General features: G+C 68.6%; 14 protein-coding genes. 8 read left to right on the top strand and 6 right to left on the bottom strand.

Annotated elements, in window-relative coordinates; genetic code table 11:
- The 5 genes from secD to A5692_RS05750 all read left to right on the top strand — a co-directional run.
- A partial coding sequence (gene secD, locus A5692_RS05770; protein WP_068053224.1) for a protein translocase subunit SecD occupies positions 1 to 1,202 on the top strand: 1,202 nt, incomplete at its 5' end.
- Positions 1,202 to 2,479: a protein translocase subunit SecF gene (secF, locus tag A5692_RS05765; protein ID WP_068053221.1), complete on the top strand. Its 1,278-nt coding sequence runs from the start codon at positions 1,202 to 1,204 to the stop codon at positions 2,477 to 2,479. The genes secD and secF, both read left to right, overlap by 1 nt.
- Before the next feature lie 5 nt (positions 2,480 to 2,484).
- Positions 2,485 to 4,134 carry an ABC transporter substrate-binding protein gene (locus A5692_RS05760; protein WP_068053219.1) on the top strand — a complete coding sequence of 550 codons (1,650 nt, stop codon included), beginning with the start codon at positions 2,485 to 2,487 and terminating at the stop codon, positions 4,132 to 4,134.
- Positions 4,135 to 4,141: 7 nt separating this feature from the next.
- Entirely contained in the window at positions 4,142 to 4,684 is a 543-nt protein-coding gene (locus A5692_RS05755) for an adenine phosphoribosyltransferase (RefSeq protein ID WP_068053216.1), read from the top strand.
- A gap of 134 nt (positions 4,685 to 4,818) precedes the next feature.
- Positions 4,819 to 7,212, top strand: a complete 2,394-nt coding sequence (locus tag A5692_RS05750; RefSeq protein ID WP_068053233.1) for a bifunctional (p)ppGpp synthetase/guanosine-3',5'-bis(diphosphate) 3'-pyrophosphohydrolase — start codon at positions 4,819 to 4,821, stop codon at positions 7,210 to 7,212.
- A 31-nt stretch (positions 7,213 to 7,243) separates the two neighbouring features.
- On the opposite strand, the gene A5692_RS05745 is transcribed toward A5692_RS05750, so the two are convergent.
- Together A5692_RS05745 and A5692_RS05740 are read right to left on the bottom strand one after the other, a co-directional pair.
- A complete protein-coding gene (locus A5692_RS05745; RefSeq protein WP_082962387.1) occupies positions 7,244 to 8,959 on the bottom strand; it encodes a protein kinase in 1,716 nt (571 codons plus the stop codon).
- A gap of 126 nt (positions 8,960 to 9,085) precedes the next feature.
- Positions 9,086 to 9,985 (bottom strand): peptidylprolyl isomerase, encoded by a 900-nt coding sequence (locus A5692_RS05740; protein WP_068053210.1) that lies wholly within the window; start codon positions 9,983 to 9,985, stop codon positions 9,086 to 9,088.
- Positions 9,986 to 10,102: 117 nt separating this feature from the next.
- Between A5692_RS05740 and A5692_RS05735 the strand changes: the two genes are divergently transcribed.
- Positions 10,103 to 10,777, top strand: coding sequence for an MBL fold metallo-hydrolase (locus A5692_RS05735; protein WP_068053207.1), 675 nt, complete (start codon positions 10,103 to 10,105; stop codon positions 10,775 to 10,777).
- A complete protein-coding gene (hisS, locus tag A5692_RS05730; RefSeq protein ID WP_068053204.1) occupies positions 10,774 to 12,045 on the top strand; it encodes a histidine--tRNA ligase in 1,272 nt (423 codons plus the stop codon). Before A5692_RS05735 ends, hisS begins: the two co-directional genes overlap by 4 nt.
- Positions 12,046 to 12,088: 43 nt before the next feature.
- Here hisS and A5692_RS05725 read toward each other — a convergent pair whose 3' ends face one another.
- The 4 genes from A5692_RS05725 to A5692_RS05710 all read right to left on the bottom strand — a co-directional run bounded on the left by A5692_RS05725 (position 12,089) and on the right by A5692_RS05710 (position 14,357).
- Positions 12,089 to 12,388 (bottom strand): hypothetical protein, encoded by a 300-nt coding sequence (locus A5692_RS05725; RefSeq protein WP_068053201.1) that lies wholly within the window; start codon positions 12,386 to 12,388, stop codon positions 12,089 to 12,091.
- Between the two features lie 57 nt (positions 12,389 to 12,445).
- A complete protein-coding gene (locus A5692_RS05720; protein ID WP_068053196.1) occupies positions 12,446 to 12,673 on the bottom strand; it encodes a deoxyribodipyrimidine photolyase in 228 nt (75 codons plus the stop codon).
- A gap of 91 nt (positions 12,674 to 12,764) precedes the next feature.
- Entirely contained in the window at positions 12,765 to 13,250 is a 486-nt protein-coding gene (locus A5692_RS05715; protein WP_068053193.1) for an SRPBCC family protein, read from the bottom strand.
- 42 nt (positions 13,251 to 13,292) lie between these two features.
- On the bottom strand, positions 13,293 to 14,357 hold the full coding sequence (locus A5692_RS05710) for an Lrp/AsnC family transcriptional regulator (protein WP_068053190.1): 1,065 nt from the start codon (positions 14,355 to 14,357) through the stop codon (positions 13,293 to 13,295).
- A 97-nt stretch (positions 14,358 to 14,454) separates the two neighbouring features.
- On the opposite strand from A5692_RS05710, the gene A5692_RS05705 reads away from it, so the two are divergent.
- The gene (locus A5692_RS05705) at positions 14,455 to 15,213 is read left to right on the top strand and encodes an SDR family oxidoreductase (RefSeq protein ID WP_068053187.1); all 759 of its coding nucleotides are present in this window, start codon (positions 14,455 to 14,457) and stop codon (positions 15,211 to 15,213) included.
- Positions 15,214 to 15,216: the final 3 nt, after the last annotated feature.

The raw sequence follows: 15,216 nt of genomic DNA, 5'->3' as shown, positions 1-15,216 counted from the left end.
GGGTGGCGCCGGCAGGCAACGCCCCACCGGCCGATGTGCCCCCGGCCGAGCAGCCGGCGCCACCCGACCCGCGTAAGGAGCTCGCCGACCGCATCGCCGACGAGAAGAAGTGGCGCCAGAGCACCCGCCAGGGCGTTCAGTTCCTCGCGCTGCAGTTCCAGGCCACCCGCTGCGACAAAGAGGACATCCTGGCCGGCAACGACGACCCGAACCTGCCGTTGGTGACGTGCTCGACCGACCACAAGGTGGCCTACCTGCTGGCGCCGTCGATCATCAGCGGCGACCAGATCCAGGACGCCACCTCCGGCATGAACCAGCGCGGCATCGGCTACGTCGTGGACGTGCAATTCAAGCAGGCGGCGGCCAACACCTGGGCGGACTTCACCGCGGCCCACATCGGCACCCAGACCGCGTTCACGCTGGACTCCCAGGTGGTCAGCGCCCCGATGATCCAGGAGGCCATCCCCGGCGGCCGGACCCAGATCACCGGCGGCGACCCGCCCTTCACCGCCGCGACCGCCAAGCAGCTGGCCAACGTCTTGAAATACGGCTCCTTGCCGCTGTCCTTCGAGGCTTCGGAGGCCCAAACCGTCTCGGCGACACTGGGATTGACCTCACTGCGAGCCGGGCTGATCGCGGGTGCGATCGGCCTGGTGCTGGTGTTGCTGTATTCGTTGTTGTATTACCGGGTGCTGGGCCTGCTCACGGCGCTGTCGCTGACCGCCTCGGGCGCAATGATTTTCGCGATCTTGGTGATCCTGGGTCGGCAGATCAACTACACCCTGGACCTCGCGGGTATCGCGGGTCTGATCATCGGTATCGGCACCACGGCGGACTCCTTCGTGGTGTTCTTCGAACGAATCAAAGACGAGATCCGGGAAGGCCGTTCGTTCCGATCGGCGGTGCCGCGAGGCTGGGTGCGGGCCCGCAAGACCATCGTGTCGGGCAACGCCGTCACCTTCCTGGCCGCCGCCGTGCTGTACGCGCTGGCGATCGGCCAGGTGCGGGGATTCGCCTTCACGTTGGGCCTCACCACGATCCTCGACGTCGTGGTGGTGTTCCTGGTGACCTGGCCGCTGGTCTACCTCGCGTCGAAGTCGCCCACGTTGGCGAAACCCGCGTACAACGGCCTCGGCGCGATTCAGCAGGTGGCCCGCGAGCGCCGGGCCGCGGCGGATGTCAAGACGGGACGGGGAGCGTGATGGCCTCCAAAGGCAAGGGCCAGACCGGCGCGACGGGAGCGACCGAGATCACCGAAGCCGGCGCGGTGGAGCCGGCCTCCGACACCGCCACCGCGCAGCCGCGGCACAGCTTCCTCTCGCGGCTCTACACCGGCACCGGCGCGTTCGAGGTGATCGGCCGGCGGCGCCTCTGGTACGGGATCAGCGGGGCGATCGTCGCCGTCGCCCTGGTCAGCATCGTGTTGCGGGGCTTCACGTTCGGGATCGACTTCAACGGCGGCACCACGGTGTCGATGCCCACGGCCGGCTCGTCGGGCACCGTCACCACGGCCGCCGTGTCCGACGTCTTCCGCAAGACCATCGGGCGCGACCCGGAGTCGGTGGTGATCGTCGGCAACGGCGCCTCGGCCACGGTGCAGATCCGCTCCGAAACCCTGTCCAACGACCAGACGTCCAAGCTGCGCAACGCCCTTTTCGATGCCTTCCAGCCGAAGGGTGCCGACGGCAAGCCCAGTAAGCAGGCCATCAGCGACGCGGCGGTGTCGGAGACCTGGGGCGACCAGATCACCAACAAGGCGCTGATCGCGTTGGTGGTGTTCCTGGCGTTGGTCAGCCTGTACATCACCGTGCGGTACGAGCGGTACATGGCCATTTCCGCGCTGACGACCATGGTCTTCGACCTGACCGTGACCGCGGGGGTCTACTCGCTGGTCGGTTTCGAAGTCACCCCGGCCACCGTCATCGGCCTGCTGACCATTCTCGGTTTCTCCCTGTACGACACCGTCATCGTGTTCGACAAGGTCGAGGAGAACACGCACGGCTTCCAGCACACCACCCGGCGCACCTTCGCCGAGCAGGCCAACCTGGCGATCAACCAGACGTTCATGCGCTCGATCAACACGAGCCTGATCGGGGTCCTGCCGGTGCTGGCGCTGATGGTGGTGGCGGTGTGGTTGCTGGGCGTCGGCACGTTGAAGGACCTGGCGCTGGTGCAGCTGGTCGGCATCCTGGTCGGCACCTACTCGTCGATCTTCTTCGCCACTCCGCTGCTGGTCACGCTGCGCGAGCGGACCGAGCTGGTGCGGACGCACACGCGTCGGGTCACGCGGCGCCGCAAGGCCGGGCCCGAGCCCGCCGAGGAGGCGAAGCCGGCCGACGACGAGTCGGCCGCGCCGCAGCCGGCCGCGACCGTGTCCGCCCCCTCCGACAAGCCCAACAAGCCGGCACCGGGTGCGCGTCCGGTGCGCCCGACCGGAACCCGGCGTCCGAGCGGCAAGCGAAACGCCGGCCGGCGGTAGTCGCCATGGCCACCAGGTATCGCCTCGCTGCAGGCGCTATCGGATTGGCCGCAATGCTCGTGGCCGCCGTCACGCTGGTCGCGTGCTCCGGCAGCGCGGCCTCCCAGATCGACTACGTGGTCGACGGCCCGCTGGCCACCTACAACACCAACACCGTCGTCGGCGCCGCGTCGGCCGGGGCGCAGGCGTTCGCCCGGACCCTCGTCGGCTTCAGCTATCACGGCCCGGACGGGCAGACCGTCGCCGACCGTGACTTCGGCACCGTGTCGGTGGTGAGCGGCTCGCCGCTGGTGCTCGACTACCAGATCGCCGACAACGCCGTCTATTCCGACGGCAAGCCGGTGACCTGCGACGACTTGGTGCTGGCGTGGGCGGCCCAGTCCGGCCGGTACCCCGAATTCAATGCGGCAACCCAGGCCGGTTACGTCGACATCGCCAACGTCGAATGCATGCCGGGGCAGAAGAAGGCCCGGGTGTCGTTCATCCCGGATCGCGGAATCGTCGACTACAACCAGCTGTTCACCGCCACGTCGCTGATGCCGTCGCACGTCATCGCCGACCAACTCCACATCGACGTGGCCGCCGCCCTGCTGAGCAACAACGCCCCACTCGTGCAGCAGATCGCCCGGCTGTGGAACACCATCTGGGACCTCAAGCCCGGACTGGACCTGAAGAACTTCCCGTCGTCGGGGCCGTACAAGATCGAGCGCATCCTCGACGGCGGCGCGGTGGTGCTCGTCGCGAACGACCGATGGTGGGGCCCCAGGGCGGTCACCAAGCGGATCACCGTCTGGCCGCAGGGACCAGACATCCAGGACCGGGTCAACAACCGCAGCGTCGACGTGGTCGACGTGGCGGCGGGATCGTCGGGAACGCTGACCACACCGGACAACTACGACCGCGGCGATTCGCCGTCGGCCGGCATCGAGCAGCTGATCTTCGCGCCGCAGGGGCCGCTCTCGCAGCCCAAGGCCCGGCGCGCGCTGGCGCTGTGCACGCCGCGCGACGCGCTTGCCCGCGACGCCGGGGTGTCGATCGCCAATTCCCGCCTGAACCCGGCCGCCGACGACCCGGCCACGGCCGGCGACGGTACCGCCGAGGCCGCCCAGTTCGCCAAGGCGGACCCGGGCGCCGCCCGCGACGCGCTCGGTGGTGCGCCGTTGACGGTGCGCATCGGCTACCACGGACCCAACGCGCGGCTGGCGGTCAACGTCGGGGTGATCACCAAATCCTGCGCCGCCGCCGGCATCACCGTCGCCAACGTCTCCCTCGACACCTCGGGGCCCCAAGCGCTTCGGGACGGCAAGATCGACGTGCTCTTGGCCAGCACCGGCGGGGCCACCGGCAGCGGGTCGACGGGGTCGTCGGCCATGGATGCCTACGACCTGCACAGCGGCAACGGCAACAACCTGTCCGGCTACGCGAACCCGCAGGTCGACAGCGCGATCGGGGCGCTGGCGGTCTCGGCCGATCCCGCCGAGCGGGTCCGGCTGCTGGGCGAGGCGGCGCCGATACTGTGGGGTGACATGCCGACCTTGCCCCTCTACCGGCAGCAACGCACCCTGTTGATGTCGAAGAAGATGTACGCCGTGAGCAAGAATCCGACGCGCTGGGGCGCGGGCTGGAACATGGACCGATGGGCGCTGGTTCAGTGAGGCTCCGGTGACGAGTGTCGGCGGGAGCGCGTCGGTGGCCGGCGTCATCGCCTCGCTGCTGCGCGAGGTGTCCGATTTTCCCAAGCCGGGTGTCCAGTTCAAGGACCTCACGCCCGTGTTCGCCGACCCGCGAGGGTTGACGGCGGTCACCGACGCGCTGGCCGAGATCGCCTCCGGCGCCGACCTGGTGGCCGGAATCGACTCGCGCGGGTTCCTGGCCGCGGCCGCGGTCGCCGACCGGCTGCGCACCGGGGTGCTGGCGATCCGCAAGGGCGGAAAGCTGCCGCCGCCGGTGCACGCCGAGCACTACGAGCTGGAGTACGGCAGCGCCACGCTGGAAATCCCCGCCGACGGCATCGACCTGCGCGGCCGCCACGTCGTGATCATCGACGACGTGCTGGCCACCGGGGGCACCCTCGCCGCGGCCGCCCGGTTGCTCGAGCGCACCGGGGCCACCGTGATCGCAGCGGCGGTGATCCTGGAGCTGACCGCGCTCGGGGGCCGTCAGGCCGTGGCGGAGTTGCCGGTGCACAGCCTGAGTCGCGTCTAGCCCGGTGACGATGCACGCCGCCACGCGGCGTGAGGTGGGGGCACCACCGGCCGCGAAGCGGCGAGGGGGCGAACTGGGCGATCAAACCGAGCCCGGCCCGCTGCGCGATATCCTCGAGGTCGGAGGTGACCAACGTGGCGGACGACAAGAGCGCGGCGCAGGCGCTTGACGTGCCCACCGACGTCGGCGACGCCCTGCTGGTCGGCGAACCGGCCACGGCGCAGGCCGCCGAGCCCCCGGAGCCGCCGACCGAGACACTGAAGGCCCCCAGCAGCGCGTCGCGGCGGGTCCGCGCCAGGCTGGCGCGGCGGATGACCGCCCAGCGCAACGCGGTCAACCCGGTGCTGGAACCGCTCGTCGCGGTGCACCGGGAGATCTATCCGAAGGCCAACCTGTCGCTGCTGCAGCGCGCCTTCGAGGTTGCCGACCAGCGGCACGCCACGCAGTTGCGCCACTCCGGCGATCCCTACATCACCCACCCTTTGGCCGTCGCGAACATCCTGGCCGAGTTGGGCATGGACACCACCACTTTGGTGGCCGCGCTGTTGCACGACACCATCGAGGACACCGGCTACACGCTCGAGCAGATGTCCGAGGAATTCGGCGACGAGGTGGCCCACCTCGTCGACGGCGTGACCAAGCTGGACCGGGTGGTGCTGGGCACCGCCGCCGAAGGCGAGACCATCCGCAAGATGATTACCGCCATGGCCCGCGACCCCCGGGTGCTGGTGATCAAGGTCGCCGACCGGCTGCACAACATGCGCACCATGCGCTTCCTGCCGCCGGAGAAGCAGGCCCGCAAGGCCCGCGAGACGCTGGAAGTCATCGCGCCCCTTGCGCATCGGCTCGGTATGGCCAGCGTCAAGTGGGAGCTGGAAGACCTGTCCTTCGCGATCCTGCATCCCAAGAAGTACGACGAGATCGTCCGGCTGGTCGCCGGCCGCGCGCCGTCCCGGGACACCTATCTGGCCAAGGTGCGCGCCGAGATCACCAACACCTTGAACGCCTCGAAGATCAAGGCGACGGTGGAGGGCCGGCCCAAGCACTACTGGTCGATCTACCAGAAGATGATCGTCAAGGGACGCGACTTCGACGACATCCACGACCTGGTCGGCATCCGGATCCTGTGCGACGAGATCCGGGACTGCTATGCCGCTGTCGGCGTGGTGCATTCGCTGTGGCAGCCGATGGCGGGGCGGTTCAAGGACTACATCGCCCAGCCCCGGTACGGCGTCTACCAGTCGCTGCACACCACCGTCGTCGGCCCGGAGGGCAAGCCGCTGGAGGTGCAGATCCGCACCCGGGACATGCACCGCACCGCCGAATACGGCATCGCCGCGCACTGGCGCTACAAGGAAGCCAAGGGCCGCAACGGTCTTCCGCATCCGCACGCCGCGGCCGAAATCGACGACATGGCCTGGATGCGTCAGCTGCTCGACTGGCAGCGGGAGGCCGCCGACCCGGGCGAGTTCCTGGAGTCGTTGCGGTATGACCTTGCGGTGCAGGAGATCTTCGTGTTCACCCCGAAGGGCGACGTGGTCACCCTGCCGAACGGGTCGACACCGGTGGACTTCGCCTACGCGGTACACACCGAGGTCGGCCACCGCTGCATCGGCGCCAGGGTCAACGGCCGGTTGGTGGCGCTGGAGCGCAAGCTGGAAAACGGCGAAGTCGTCGAGGTTTTCACGTCGAAGGCGCCCAACGCCGGGCCCTCACGCGACTGGCAGCAGTTCGTGGTGTCGCCGCGCGCGAAGGCGAAGATCCGGCAGTGGTTCGCCAAGGAGCGCCGTGAGGAGGCGCTGGAGGCGGGCAAGGAGGCGATGGCCCGCGAGGTGCGCCGCGGCGGACTTCCCTTGCAGCGCTTGGTCAATGGTGAATCCATGGCCGCGGTGGCCCGTGAACTGCACTACGCGGACGTGTCCGCGCTCTACACCGCGATCGGCGAGGGCCACGTGTCGGCGCGCCACGTCGTGCAGCGGCTGCTCGCCGAGCTCGGCGGGATCGACCAGGCCGAGGAGGATCTCGCCGAACGGTCGACGCCGACGACCATGCTGCGCCGCCCGCGCAGCAGCGACGACGTCGGGGTTTCGGTGCCCGGCGCCCCGGGTGTGCTGTCCAAGCTGGCCAAGTGCTGCACGCCGGTGCCCGGCGACGCGATCATGGGCTTCGTCACCCGCGGCGGTGGAGTGAGCGTGCACCGCACCGACTGCACCAACGCCGCGTCGCTGCAGCAGCAGTCCGAGCGCATCATCGAGGTGCACTGGGCGCCGTCGCCGTCGTCGGTGTTCCTGGTGGCCATCCAGGTGGAGGCGCTCGACCGGCACCGCTTGCTCTCCGACGTCACGCGGGTGTTGGCCGACGAGAAGGTCAACATCCTGTCGGCCTCGGTCACCACCTCGAATGACCGGGTGGCGGTCAGCCGGTTCACCTTCGAGATGGGTGACCCCAAGCACCTCGGGCACCTGCTCAACGTGGTGCGCAACGTCGAAGGCGTCTTCGACGTCTACCGCGTGACCTCTGCCGCTTGAGGCGGCCTAGCGGTCCCCGCCGGCGACTCCGCTAGCCGATGCGCACCGAGCTGATGGTGACCGGATTGGTGGGCGCCCCGCTCTGCCGGTTGCCCGCGATGCCCGCCTGGGCGATCTTGTCGAGGACCGCCAGGCCCGCCTCGGTGATGGTGCCGAACACCGTGCTCTGCGGGGCCAGCTCCGAATCCCGGAAAACCAGGGAGAATTGGCTGCCGTTGGTGTTGGGTCCGTCGGTGGCCATGATGACGGTGCCACGCGGGTACATCACGGTCGCCCGCAGGGCAGGATCCCCGGCGGGGTACTGGTCGGTGGGGTATTCGTCGGCGAATTGATAACCGGGGCCGCCCGAGCCGTCGGACTCCGGCCCGCCACACAGCAGCGATCCCCCGTCGGTGGAGTCGATCAGCCGCGCGCACTGCGTGTTGTCGAAGAATTGCTGCTTGGCCAGGCTGACGAAGCTGTTGACCGTGCAGGGGGATTCGTAGTTGGTCAGCTGGATGGCGATGTCACCGAGGTTCGTGGAAAGGGTGGCCGGGATCTTGGGAGGGTCGGTGGAGACCCGGCCGGCCGGCGGCGGGCTGACGGGCTTGACGACGGTGTCCGGCGCGCTCGGATATTGGCAGTTGGCGCCCAGGTCGGCCGGCGGCGCGAACGCCGGCAGCGGTGGCACCGTCGCCGTCGCCGGGGTGGACGGGCCCGGGTTCGATCCCTGCCTGCCCGGCACCCGGGCCCGGGTCGGGGTGGCCGACGCCGCGCTGTTGGCCGAGCCGTCGTCCTGGGTCACCAGCGCGATGACCAACGCCACCACCGCGGCCACCGAGCGCGCCGACGCGCCGACGATGCCCAGCAGCAGGCGCCGGGACTGGGTGGGCGGGTGATACGGCGGTTGCGGCGGTGCCTGGGCGCCCGTCGGGGGGAAGTCCTGCGTCGGCGGCGGGCCGGCCGGGCGCGCCGGCGGCGGCGGGCTCGACGTCACGGGCGTGGCCGCGCCGGCCAGCGCCGCCCTGGCGGCCTCGGCGAGTTCCATCGCCGACTGGTAGCGGTGTTCGGGGTCTTTGGCCATTCCACGGGCGACCACCGCGTCGAGGGCCGGTGGCACGCCGGCTGACGTGGTCGACGGTCGCGGCGGGGGGACGTTCAGGTGTGCGTGGAGTTGTTCCTCGAGGCTGTCGCCGGCATAAGGGCGCTTGCCGGTCAGGCATTCGTGCAGCACGCAGGCCAACGAATACACGTCGGCGCGGTGATCCGTTGTGCCCCTGAACCGTTCGGGCGCCATGTAGGCGACGGTGCCCATCGTGTGCCCCGTCTGGGTGAGCGCGGTGTCGGCCACTGTGCGGGCGATGCCGAAGTCGATCAGGTAGACGAAGTCGCGCGCGTTGGTGACCAGGATGTTCTTCGGCTTGATGTCGCGGTGGACCAGACCCACCTGATGGGCGCTATCGAGTGCCGCGGCAACCTGTTCGATCACGGCGACCGCACGCTCGGGACTGAGCCGTCCTCCGTTTTCGTCGATGTACTGCAGCAAGTCGCGGCCCTCGATCAGCCGCATGTCGACATAAAGCCGACCGTCGATCTCGCCGTAGCCGTGAATGGGCACCACGTGCGGGTCGTTGAGGCTCGCCGCGATGCGCGCCTCGCGGCGGAATCGTTGCTGAAACTCCTGATCCTCGGCCAGGTTCGGGGGCAGCACCTTCAGGGCGACGACGCGATCGGTGGCGGCGTCGTAGGCGCGATAGACCTGCCCCATGCCGCCACGCCCCAGAACGTCCAGCAATTGGTAATGCCCGAAAGACTCTGACCCCACCCGACGACCTTAAGCGGTGGACCGCCCGCAGGTCGCGCGAATCAGCGTCGGCGTTGCGGTGTTTGGCTCCTAGTCGAGCAGCAGTGACGTGATGGTGACGTCGGAGGCCGGTGCGCCGTCCTCACCGCCGCCGGCCACACCGGCCTTGGCGATCTTGTCCAGCGTGGCCAGCCCGTCGGGCTGGATGGTGCCGAACACGGTGTATTGGGGCGGTAGCTGGGAGTCCTTGTACACCATGAAGAACTGGCTGCCGTTGGTGCCGGGGCCGGCATTGGCCATCGCCAGCGTGCCGCGCGGGTAGAGCACGGGCTGCTGCGCATTCGGGTCGTTCGGCGGGTACTGGTCGGTCGGGTATTCGTTGGCGAACTGGTAGCCCGGACCGCCGGTGCCGTCGCCCTTGGGGTCACCGCACTGCAGGACGCCCAGATCCGGCGAAGTGGTGAGCCGGTGGCACTTGGTGTTGTCGAAGTACTTCTGGCCGACAAGGCTCGCGAAACTGTTGACCGTGCAAGGCGATTCGTTGTTCGCGAGCATCAGTCCCATGCGGCCCTGATTGGTCACCATGCTGGCGCTCACCTGGGCCGGGTCGGTCGGCACCTTGCCGGTGCGCGGCGGCTTGACCTGCTTGGCGGCCGGTTGCGGTGAGGCCGGGTACTGGCAGTTGGCGCCCAGGTCGGCCGACGGCTTGAACGCCGGCAACGGCGGAACGGCCGGCGTCGGCCCGGCGGGCGTCGTCGACTCCGGTGAGCTGGTGGCGGCGGAGGAGGTGGTGCTCGACGCGGTGTTGCTCTTGTGCTCGTGTTTGGTGTTGATGACGGTCAACACCACGGCGACGACCACCGCCACGGCGGCGATCGAGCCGGCGGCGATCAACACGATCCGGCGCCGCTTGGCTTGCCTGGCGCGACGCTCCAGTTGGCGCTCCAGCTTGCGCTTGGCGTTGGCACGTCGCTGTTCGTTGGTCGGCACGGCCGTATGCCTCCATGGTTGGTCGGTCGTCGGGCCCGCAAAGGCGTCGGTGGCCAGCTCAGGCTAATGTGGGCGCCGCGACCGGTGTCAAGTGGGGCCCGTGGGAAACTGGGAACCGTGTTGATCACCGGATTCCCCGCCGGCATGTTGCAGTGCAACTGCTACGTGCTGGCCGAGCGGCCCGGGACGGACGCCGTCATCGTGGATCCGGGGCAGCGGGTGATGGGCGCCCTGCGGCGCATCCTCGACGAGAATCGGCTGACCCCGGCCGCGGTGTTGCTCACTCACGGCCACATCGACCACATGTGGTCCGCGCAGAAGGTGTCCGACACCTACGGCTGCCCGACCTACATCCACCCCGAGGACCGGTTCATGCTGAAAGACCCGATCTACGGCCTGGGTCCGCGGGCGGCGCAGCTGGTGGCGGGCGCCTTCTTCCGCGAGCCCAAACAGGTCGTCGAGCTGGACCGCGACGGCGACAAGCTCGACCTGGGCAGCGTCACGGTCAACGTCGACCACACGCCGGGGCACACGCGCGGGTCGGTGGTCTTCCGGGTGGTCGGGGCGACGAAAGACGGGAATGACTTAGTGTTCACCGGCGACACCCTGTTCGAGCGCTCGGTGGGCCGCACGGATCTGCACGGCGGCAGCGGCCGTGACCTGTTGACCTCGATCGTGGAGAAACTACTGGTGCTCGACGACGACACGGTGGTGCTGCCGGGGCATGGCAATGCCACCACCATCGGCGCCGAGCGGCGGTTCAACCCGTTCATCGAAGGCCTGAGCCCGTGACGGACTTCTCGGCGTTTTCTGCGCCCAAGGGGGTGCCGGACTACGTCCCGCCGGACTCGGCGCAGTTCGTGGCGGTGCGGGACGGATTGTTGGGCGCTGCCCGCCGGGCCGGCTACGGCGACATCGAGTTGCCCATCTTCGAAGACACCGGCCTGTTCGCCCGCGGCGTCGGCGAATCCACCGATGTGGTGTCCAAGGAGATGTACACGTTCGCCGACCGCGGCGACCGCTCGGTCACGTTGCGCCCAGAGGGCACCGCCGGGGTGGTGCGCGCGGTGATCGAGCACGGCCTGGACCGCGGCGCGTTGCCGGTCAAACTCTGTTACGCCGGGCCGTTTTTCCGCTACGAGCGTCCGCAGGCCGGCCGCTATCGGCAGCTGCAGCAGGTCGGCGTGGAGGCGATCGGTGTCGACGATCCGGCGCTGGACGCCGAAGTGATCGCCGTCGCCGACGCCGGCTTCCGCTCGTTGGGGCTGGACGGCTTCCGCCTGGAGATCACCTCGCTGGGCGACGACAGCTGCCGCCCGCAATACCGGGAACTGTTGCAGGAGTTCCTGTTCGGGCTCGACCTCGACGCCGAGACGCGCAGGCGCGCGGAGATCAACCCGTTGCGGGTGCTCGACGACAAGAGGCCCGAGGTGCGCGCCATGACGGCCGACGCGCCGGTGCTGCTCGACCATCTCTCCGACGTCGCCAAGCAGCACTTCGACACCGTGCTCGCCCACCTGGACGCGCTCGGGGTGCCCTATGTGATCAACCCGCGCATGGTGCGCGGGCTGGACTACTACACCAAGACCACCTTCGAGTTCGTGCACGACGGGCTGGGCGCCCAGTCCGGCATCGGCGGCGGCGGCCGCTACGACGGCCTGATGCACGAACTCGGTGGGCAGGACCTGTCGGGCATCGGGTTCGGGCTGGGCGTGGACCGCACGCTGCTGGCGCTTCGCGCCGAGGGCAAGAGCGTGGGGCAGACGACCCGCTGCGACGTGTTCGGCGTGCCGCTGAGCGAGCAGGCCAAGCTCAGGCTGGCGGTGCTGGCCGCGAAGCTGCGCGCCTCCGGCGTCCGCGTCGACATCGCCTACGGCGACCGCGGCCTCAAGGGCGCGATGCGCGCGGCCGACCGTTCCGGCGCCCGCATCGCGCTGGTCCTGGGGGACCGGGACATCGAGTCCGGCACGGTCGGGGTGAAAGACCTCACCACCGGGGAGCAGGTGCCCGTGGCCACGGCTTCCGTTGTCGGCGAGGTGCTTTCGTCTCTGGACCGCTAACCGCGGAATTGCGTCCGGCGACTGTGGCGCCGGGGTGTTCGCGTCAATGTGGCTGGTTGGCCACAAAGCACCGCACTCGGGTGGCGGCGTCGTCCGGCTTGACTCCCATGTCCACCAATCGCTGAACGATTTGGGCGGAAGGCACACCGCCATTGAAATCCGTCGCTATCACCAGGACGCTGGGAAACCAGTTTTCTGCGGATACTCCCGGCGGCGGGGGCTTCGCGTCGCCGCCGATGCAATGAACGTAGCCGTCCACGCCCGTATCGGCGTGGGCTGGCGTTGCCGCCACCGGTACCCCGATGGCCATGCCGACCGCCGCGGCGACATAGATGAACCGCATGCCGCAATATACCCCCGAACGGCCCGGTTGCCGAAGTGAATCGGGGGAGGGGGTGCGTCAGCTTTTCTTGCTAGGAATAACGATGACGACGATCAACGTGAGGATCGAGAAGAACAGGCCGAGAATTCCCCAGCCGAGCGGATTGCGTCCCTTCATCATTGCGATTAGTGCGCACACAATTGCGGCGATCACGCTGCCGATGGCGACGAAAATCCCCTTGATGCCGCGCAGGATAAAGCCCGCCGCGACCGGGTCCGAACTCGCCAGAATCACCGAGTGCAACATGTCAGTCCTTTCGTGAGGGGCCCTGACGTGATACCCATCGGAATGCGCGACAAAACCGCACTCGGAATTGAGTGGTTACCGGAAAACCGAGTTATCCGCGTGGATAACCGCGGCGGACGGTGCGGTCGAGAATTCCCAGAGTCGCCCGCAATGCGCCCTCGGACAGGATCGGGAAAATTCCGGCTTCCCGCCACTTCGGGTCGATGTTCGACCAGTCGTAGAACGAGGTGACGACCGTCGCCGAGCCGTCTTCGGTCGGCTGCAGCCGATAACCGTAGACGTGGCCGATCGGTGGCTGGATTTGCCCGAGAACCGTCCAGGCGATCAGGCGGTCCTGTTCGAATTCGGTGATGTCGACGGTGACGTCGTATTTACCGAATTGCGGAAAGTCGTTCAACGCTTCGCGGTCCATGTGCACGACGAACCGGTCACCGGCGGCGCGCACCGGATCCCCTTCCGCGTCCTGCAGCATCCCCGACGAGTCGATCGCAACGTGGCCCTGCGGGTCACAGAGCACGGCGAAGATCTCCGGCGCCCTCGCCGCGATGGTGCGCTGAACCTCGATGCGTTCGGTCATGGGTGCCTCGCCGCGTGTAGTACGACCGGGTCGTGGCTTACTCTACGACCGCTGCGACGTTCTCGGCGCCGTCGCTGCCCCGCCGTTGATTGCGCGCGGGGCGCGCGCCGGATGCGGATTCATCAGCCGTCCGTGCGCGATGACGGATCCGTGTTGCTTCAGACGCTGGGTGCGGGTGCTGACCTCGTAGGTGAGGACCTCCTCGATGACTCCGAGGTGGTTGGTGAGGTACGCATACAGGTCGCGGACGTCACGGCAGATGACCACGGCCATCAGGTTCGTCCTGCCGCTGACGGCGGCTGCGAAGGCGACCTGATCGTGCGCGGCGATCTGTTCCCCGACGCGCTGAACGTGCCGGGGTGCGACGGTCAGCCACAGCATGGCGCTGAGGTGGTAACCGAGCCGCTCGGGAAGCACGTCGACGTCGTAGAGCAACGACCCGGCCGCTTCCAGCGCCGCCAGGCGCCTGCGCACTCGCGCCACCGACCAACCCGTGCATGCGGCCAGCCTCGTGTGGGGGGCGCGGCCGTCGTCGGCCAGCGCGTTGAGCATGGGACGGTCCTCGAGGGCCGGCGGCGACGGCCGGCCGGTCGGTACCCCCTCGGCAACACCGAGGATTCGTTCGGCCTGTTCGGCGCTGAGCTTGTGGCCGTAACCCGTCCACGGCGCGGTCGGGGGCCGCCCGAACGTGTGCAGCACCACCTCGATGTCGATGTCGATGACCGAACTCGTGCGCGGAAGTCGTTGCAGCAGCATGTCTTCGCGGCTCTCGCCGAGCGGTGCCCGGATGGTGCAGACCAGGTCGGTCCAGCCCGACAGGACGTTGGCGTGGGAAACGTCCGGGTTCCGGACAAGTGCGTCGGCCAGCTGGGGTATGCGATCGGGCTTGGCGTGTATCCGGCACACCCACTGCGCCCAATCGCCTTTGCCGTCGGCCAGGGGGTTCTCCAGCCCCACGACGCGCACGACTCCCATGCGGCGCAACCGGTGGTAGCGGCGGGCAACCGTTTGTTCGGTCGCCCCGACAACCTCGGCTATCCGACGAAACGACACCCTGGGCGAGATCTGCAAGGCATGCAAAATCTGTCCATCCAACCGGTCGATCATGAGTAATGATAGGCATTAACCAGGAGCAGCTGAGTATTTCTCGACAGTTTGACCGGAGCGTTGGGTATTTCGTGATCCGCGCTGCGAGCCTTGCATCATGAAGCTGACGCGCAATGTCGTGCTGGTGACCGGGGGAGGCAGCGGAATCGGCCGCGGCCTGGCCGAATCGTTGCACCGCTTGGGCAACCGGATCATCATCGCGGGGCGGCGCCGCGAAGCCCTGCAAGCCGCCGCGGCGGCCAACCCGGGCATGGAATACCTGCAACTCGATCAGGGCGACCCGGCCAGCGTCAGTCGGCTGGCCGCCGAGGTGGCAAACCGCCATCCCGGGCTGAACGTCGTGATCAACAATGCGGGAATCATGCACACCGAAAACCTGGTGGCCGGCGGCACAGCGGCAGCCGAAGAGACCGTGGCGGTCAACCTGCTCGGACCCATCCGGCTCACCGCGGCGCTGCTGCCGACCCTGCTGGGACGGCCGGACGCCGCGATCGTCAACGTCACCTCCGCCCTGGCGTTCGTGCCCAAAGCGGTCGCGCCCACCTACTGCGCGACCAAGGCGGCGCTGCACTCCTACACCGAATCCCTGCGCCACCAGCTGCGTGACACGGCGGTCGAGGTGATCGAGATCATCCCGCCGCGCGTGGAGACAGAAATGCAGCGCGGCCTCGGAAATGCGCCCCACGCTCTGACGCTGGATGCCTTTGTGGCCGAGACGATTTCGTTGCTGGGTGCGCAACCGGGCGCCGCCGAGGTCGTGGTCGACGCCGCTCGGCGCGTCCGCTCGGCCGGACGAGGTGCCTCGTACGACGAGATCTTCCATGCCGTCAATCGGCCCACCCCGGCGACGAAATAGCGG

This window comes from Mycobacterium sp. E342 (assembly GCF_001667665.1).
In the GTDB taxonomy this organism is placed as follows: Bacteria; Actinomycetota; Actinomycetes; order Mycobacteriales; family Mycobacteriaceae; genus Mycobacterium.
Note: the sequence above shows the minus strand (reverse complement) of the source record. Positions and strands in the feature narration are given on the sequence as shown.

Excerpts from the sequence above, each read along its gene's own strand:
- A5692_RS05715 (WP_068053193.1), bottom strand. The coding sequence starts at position 13,250 with ATGACCGAACGCATCGAGGTTCAGCGCACCATCGCGGCGAGGGCGCCG.
- A5692_RS05705 (WP_068053187.1), top strand. The coding sequence starts at position 14,455 with ATGAAGCTGACGCGCAATGTCGTGCTGGTGACCGGGGGAGGCAGCGGA.
- A5692_RS05720 (WP_068053196.1), bottom strand. The coding sequence starts at position 12,673 with ATGTTGCACTCGGTGATTCTGGCGAGTTCGGACCCGGTCGCGGCGGGC.
- A5692_RS05760 (WP_068053219.1), top strand. The coding sequence starts at position 2,485 with ATGGCCACCAGGTATCGCCTCGCTGCAGGCGCTATCGGATTGGCCGCA.
- A5692_RS05745 (WP_082962387.1), bottom strand. The coding sequence starts at position 8,959 with ATGGGGCAGGTCTATCGCGCCTACGACGCCGCCACCGATCGCGTCGTC.
- A5692_RS05710 (WP_068053190.1), bottom strand. The coding sequence starts at position 14,357 with ATGATCGACCGGTTGGATGGACAGATTTTGCATGCCTTGCAGATCTCG.
- secF (WP_068053221.1), top strand. The coding sequence starts at position 1,202 with ATGGCCTCCAAAGGCAAGGGCCAGACCGGCGCGACGGGAGCGACCGAG.
- A5692_RS05725 (WP_068053201.1), bottom strand. The coding sequence starts at position 12,388 with ATGCGGTTCATCTATGTCGCCGCGGCGGTCGGCATGGCCATCGGGGTA.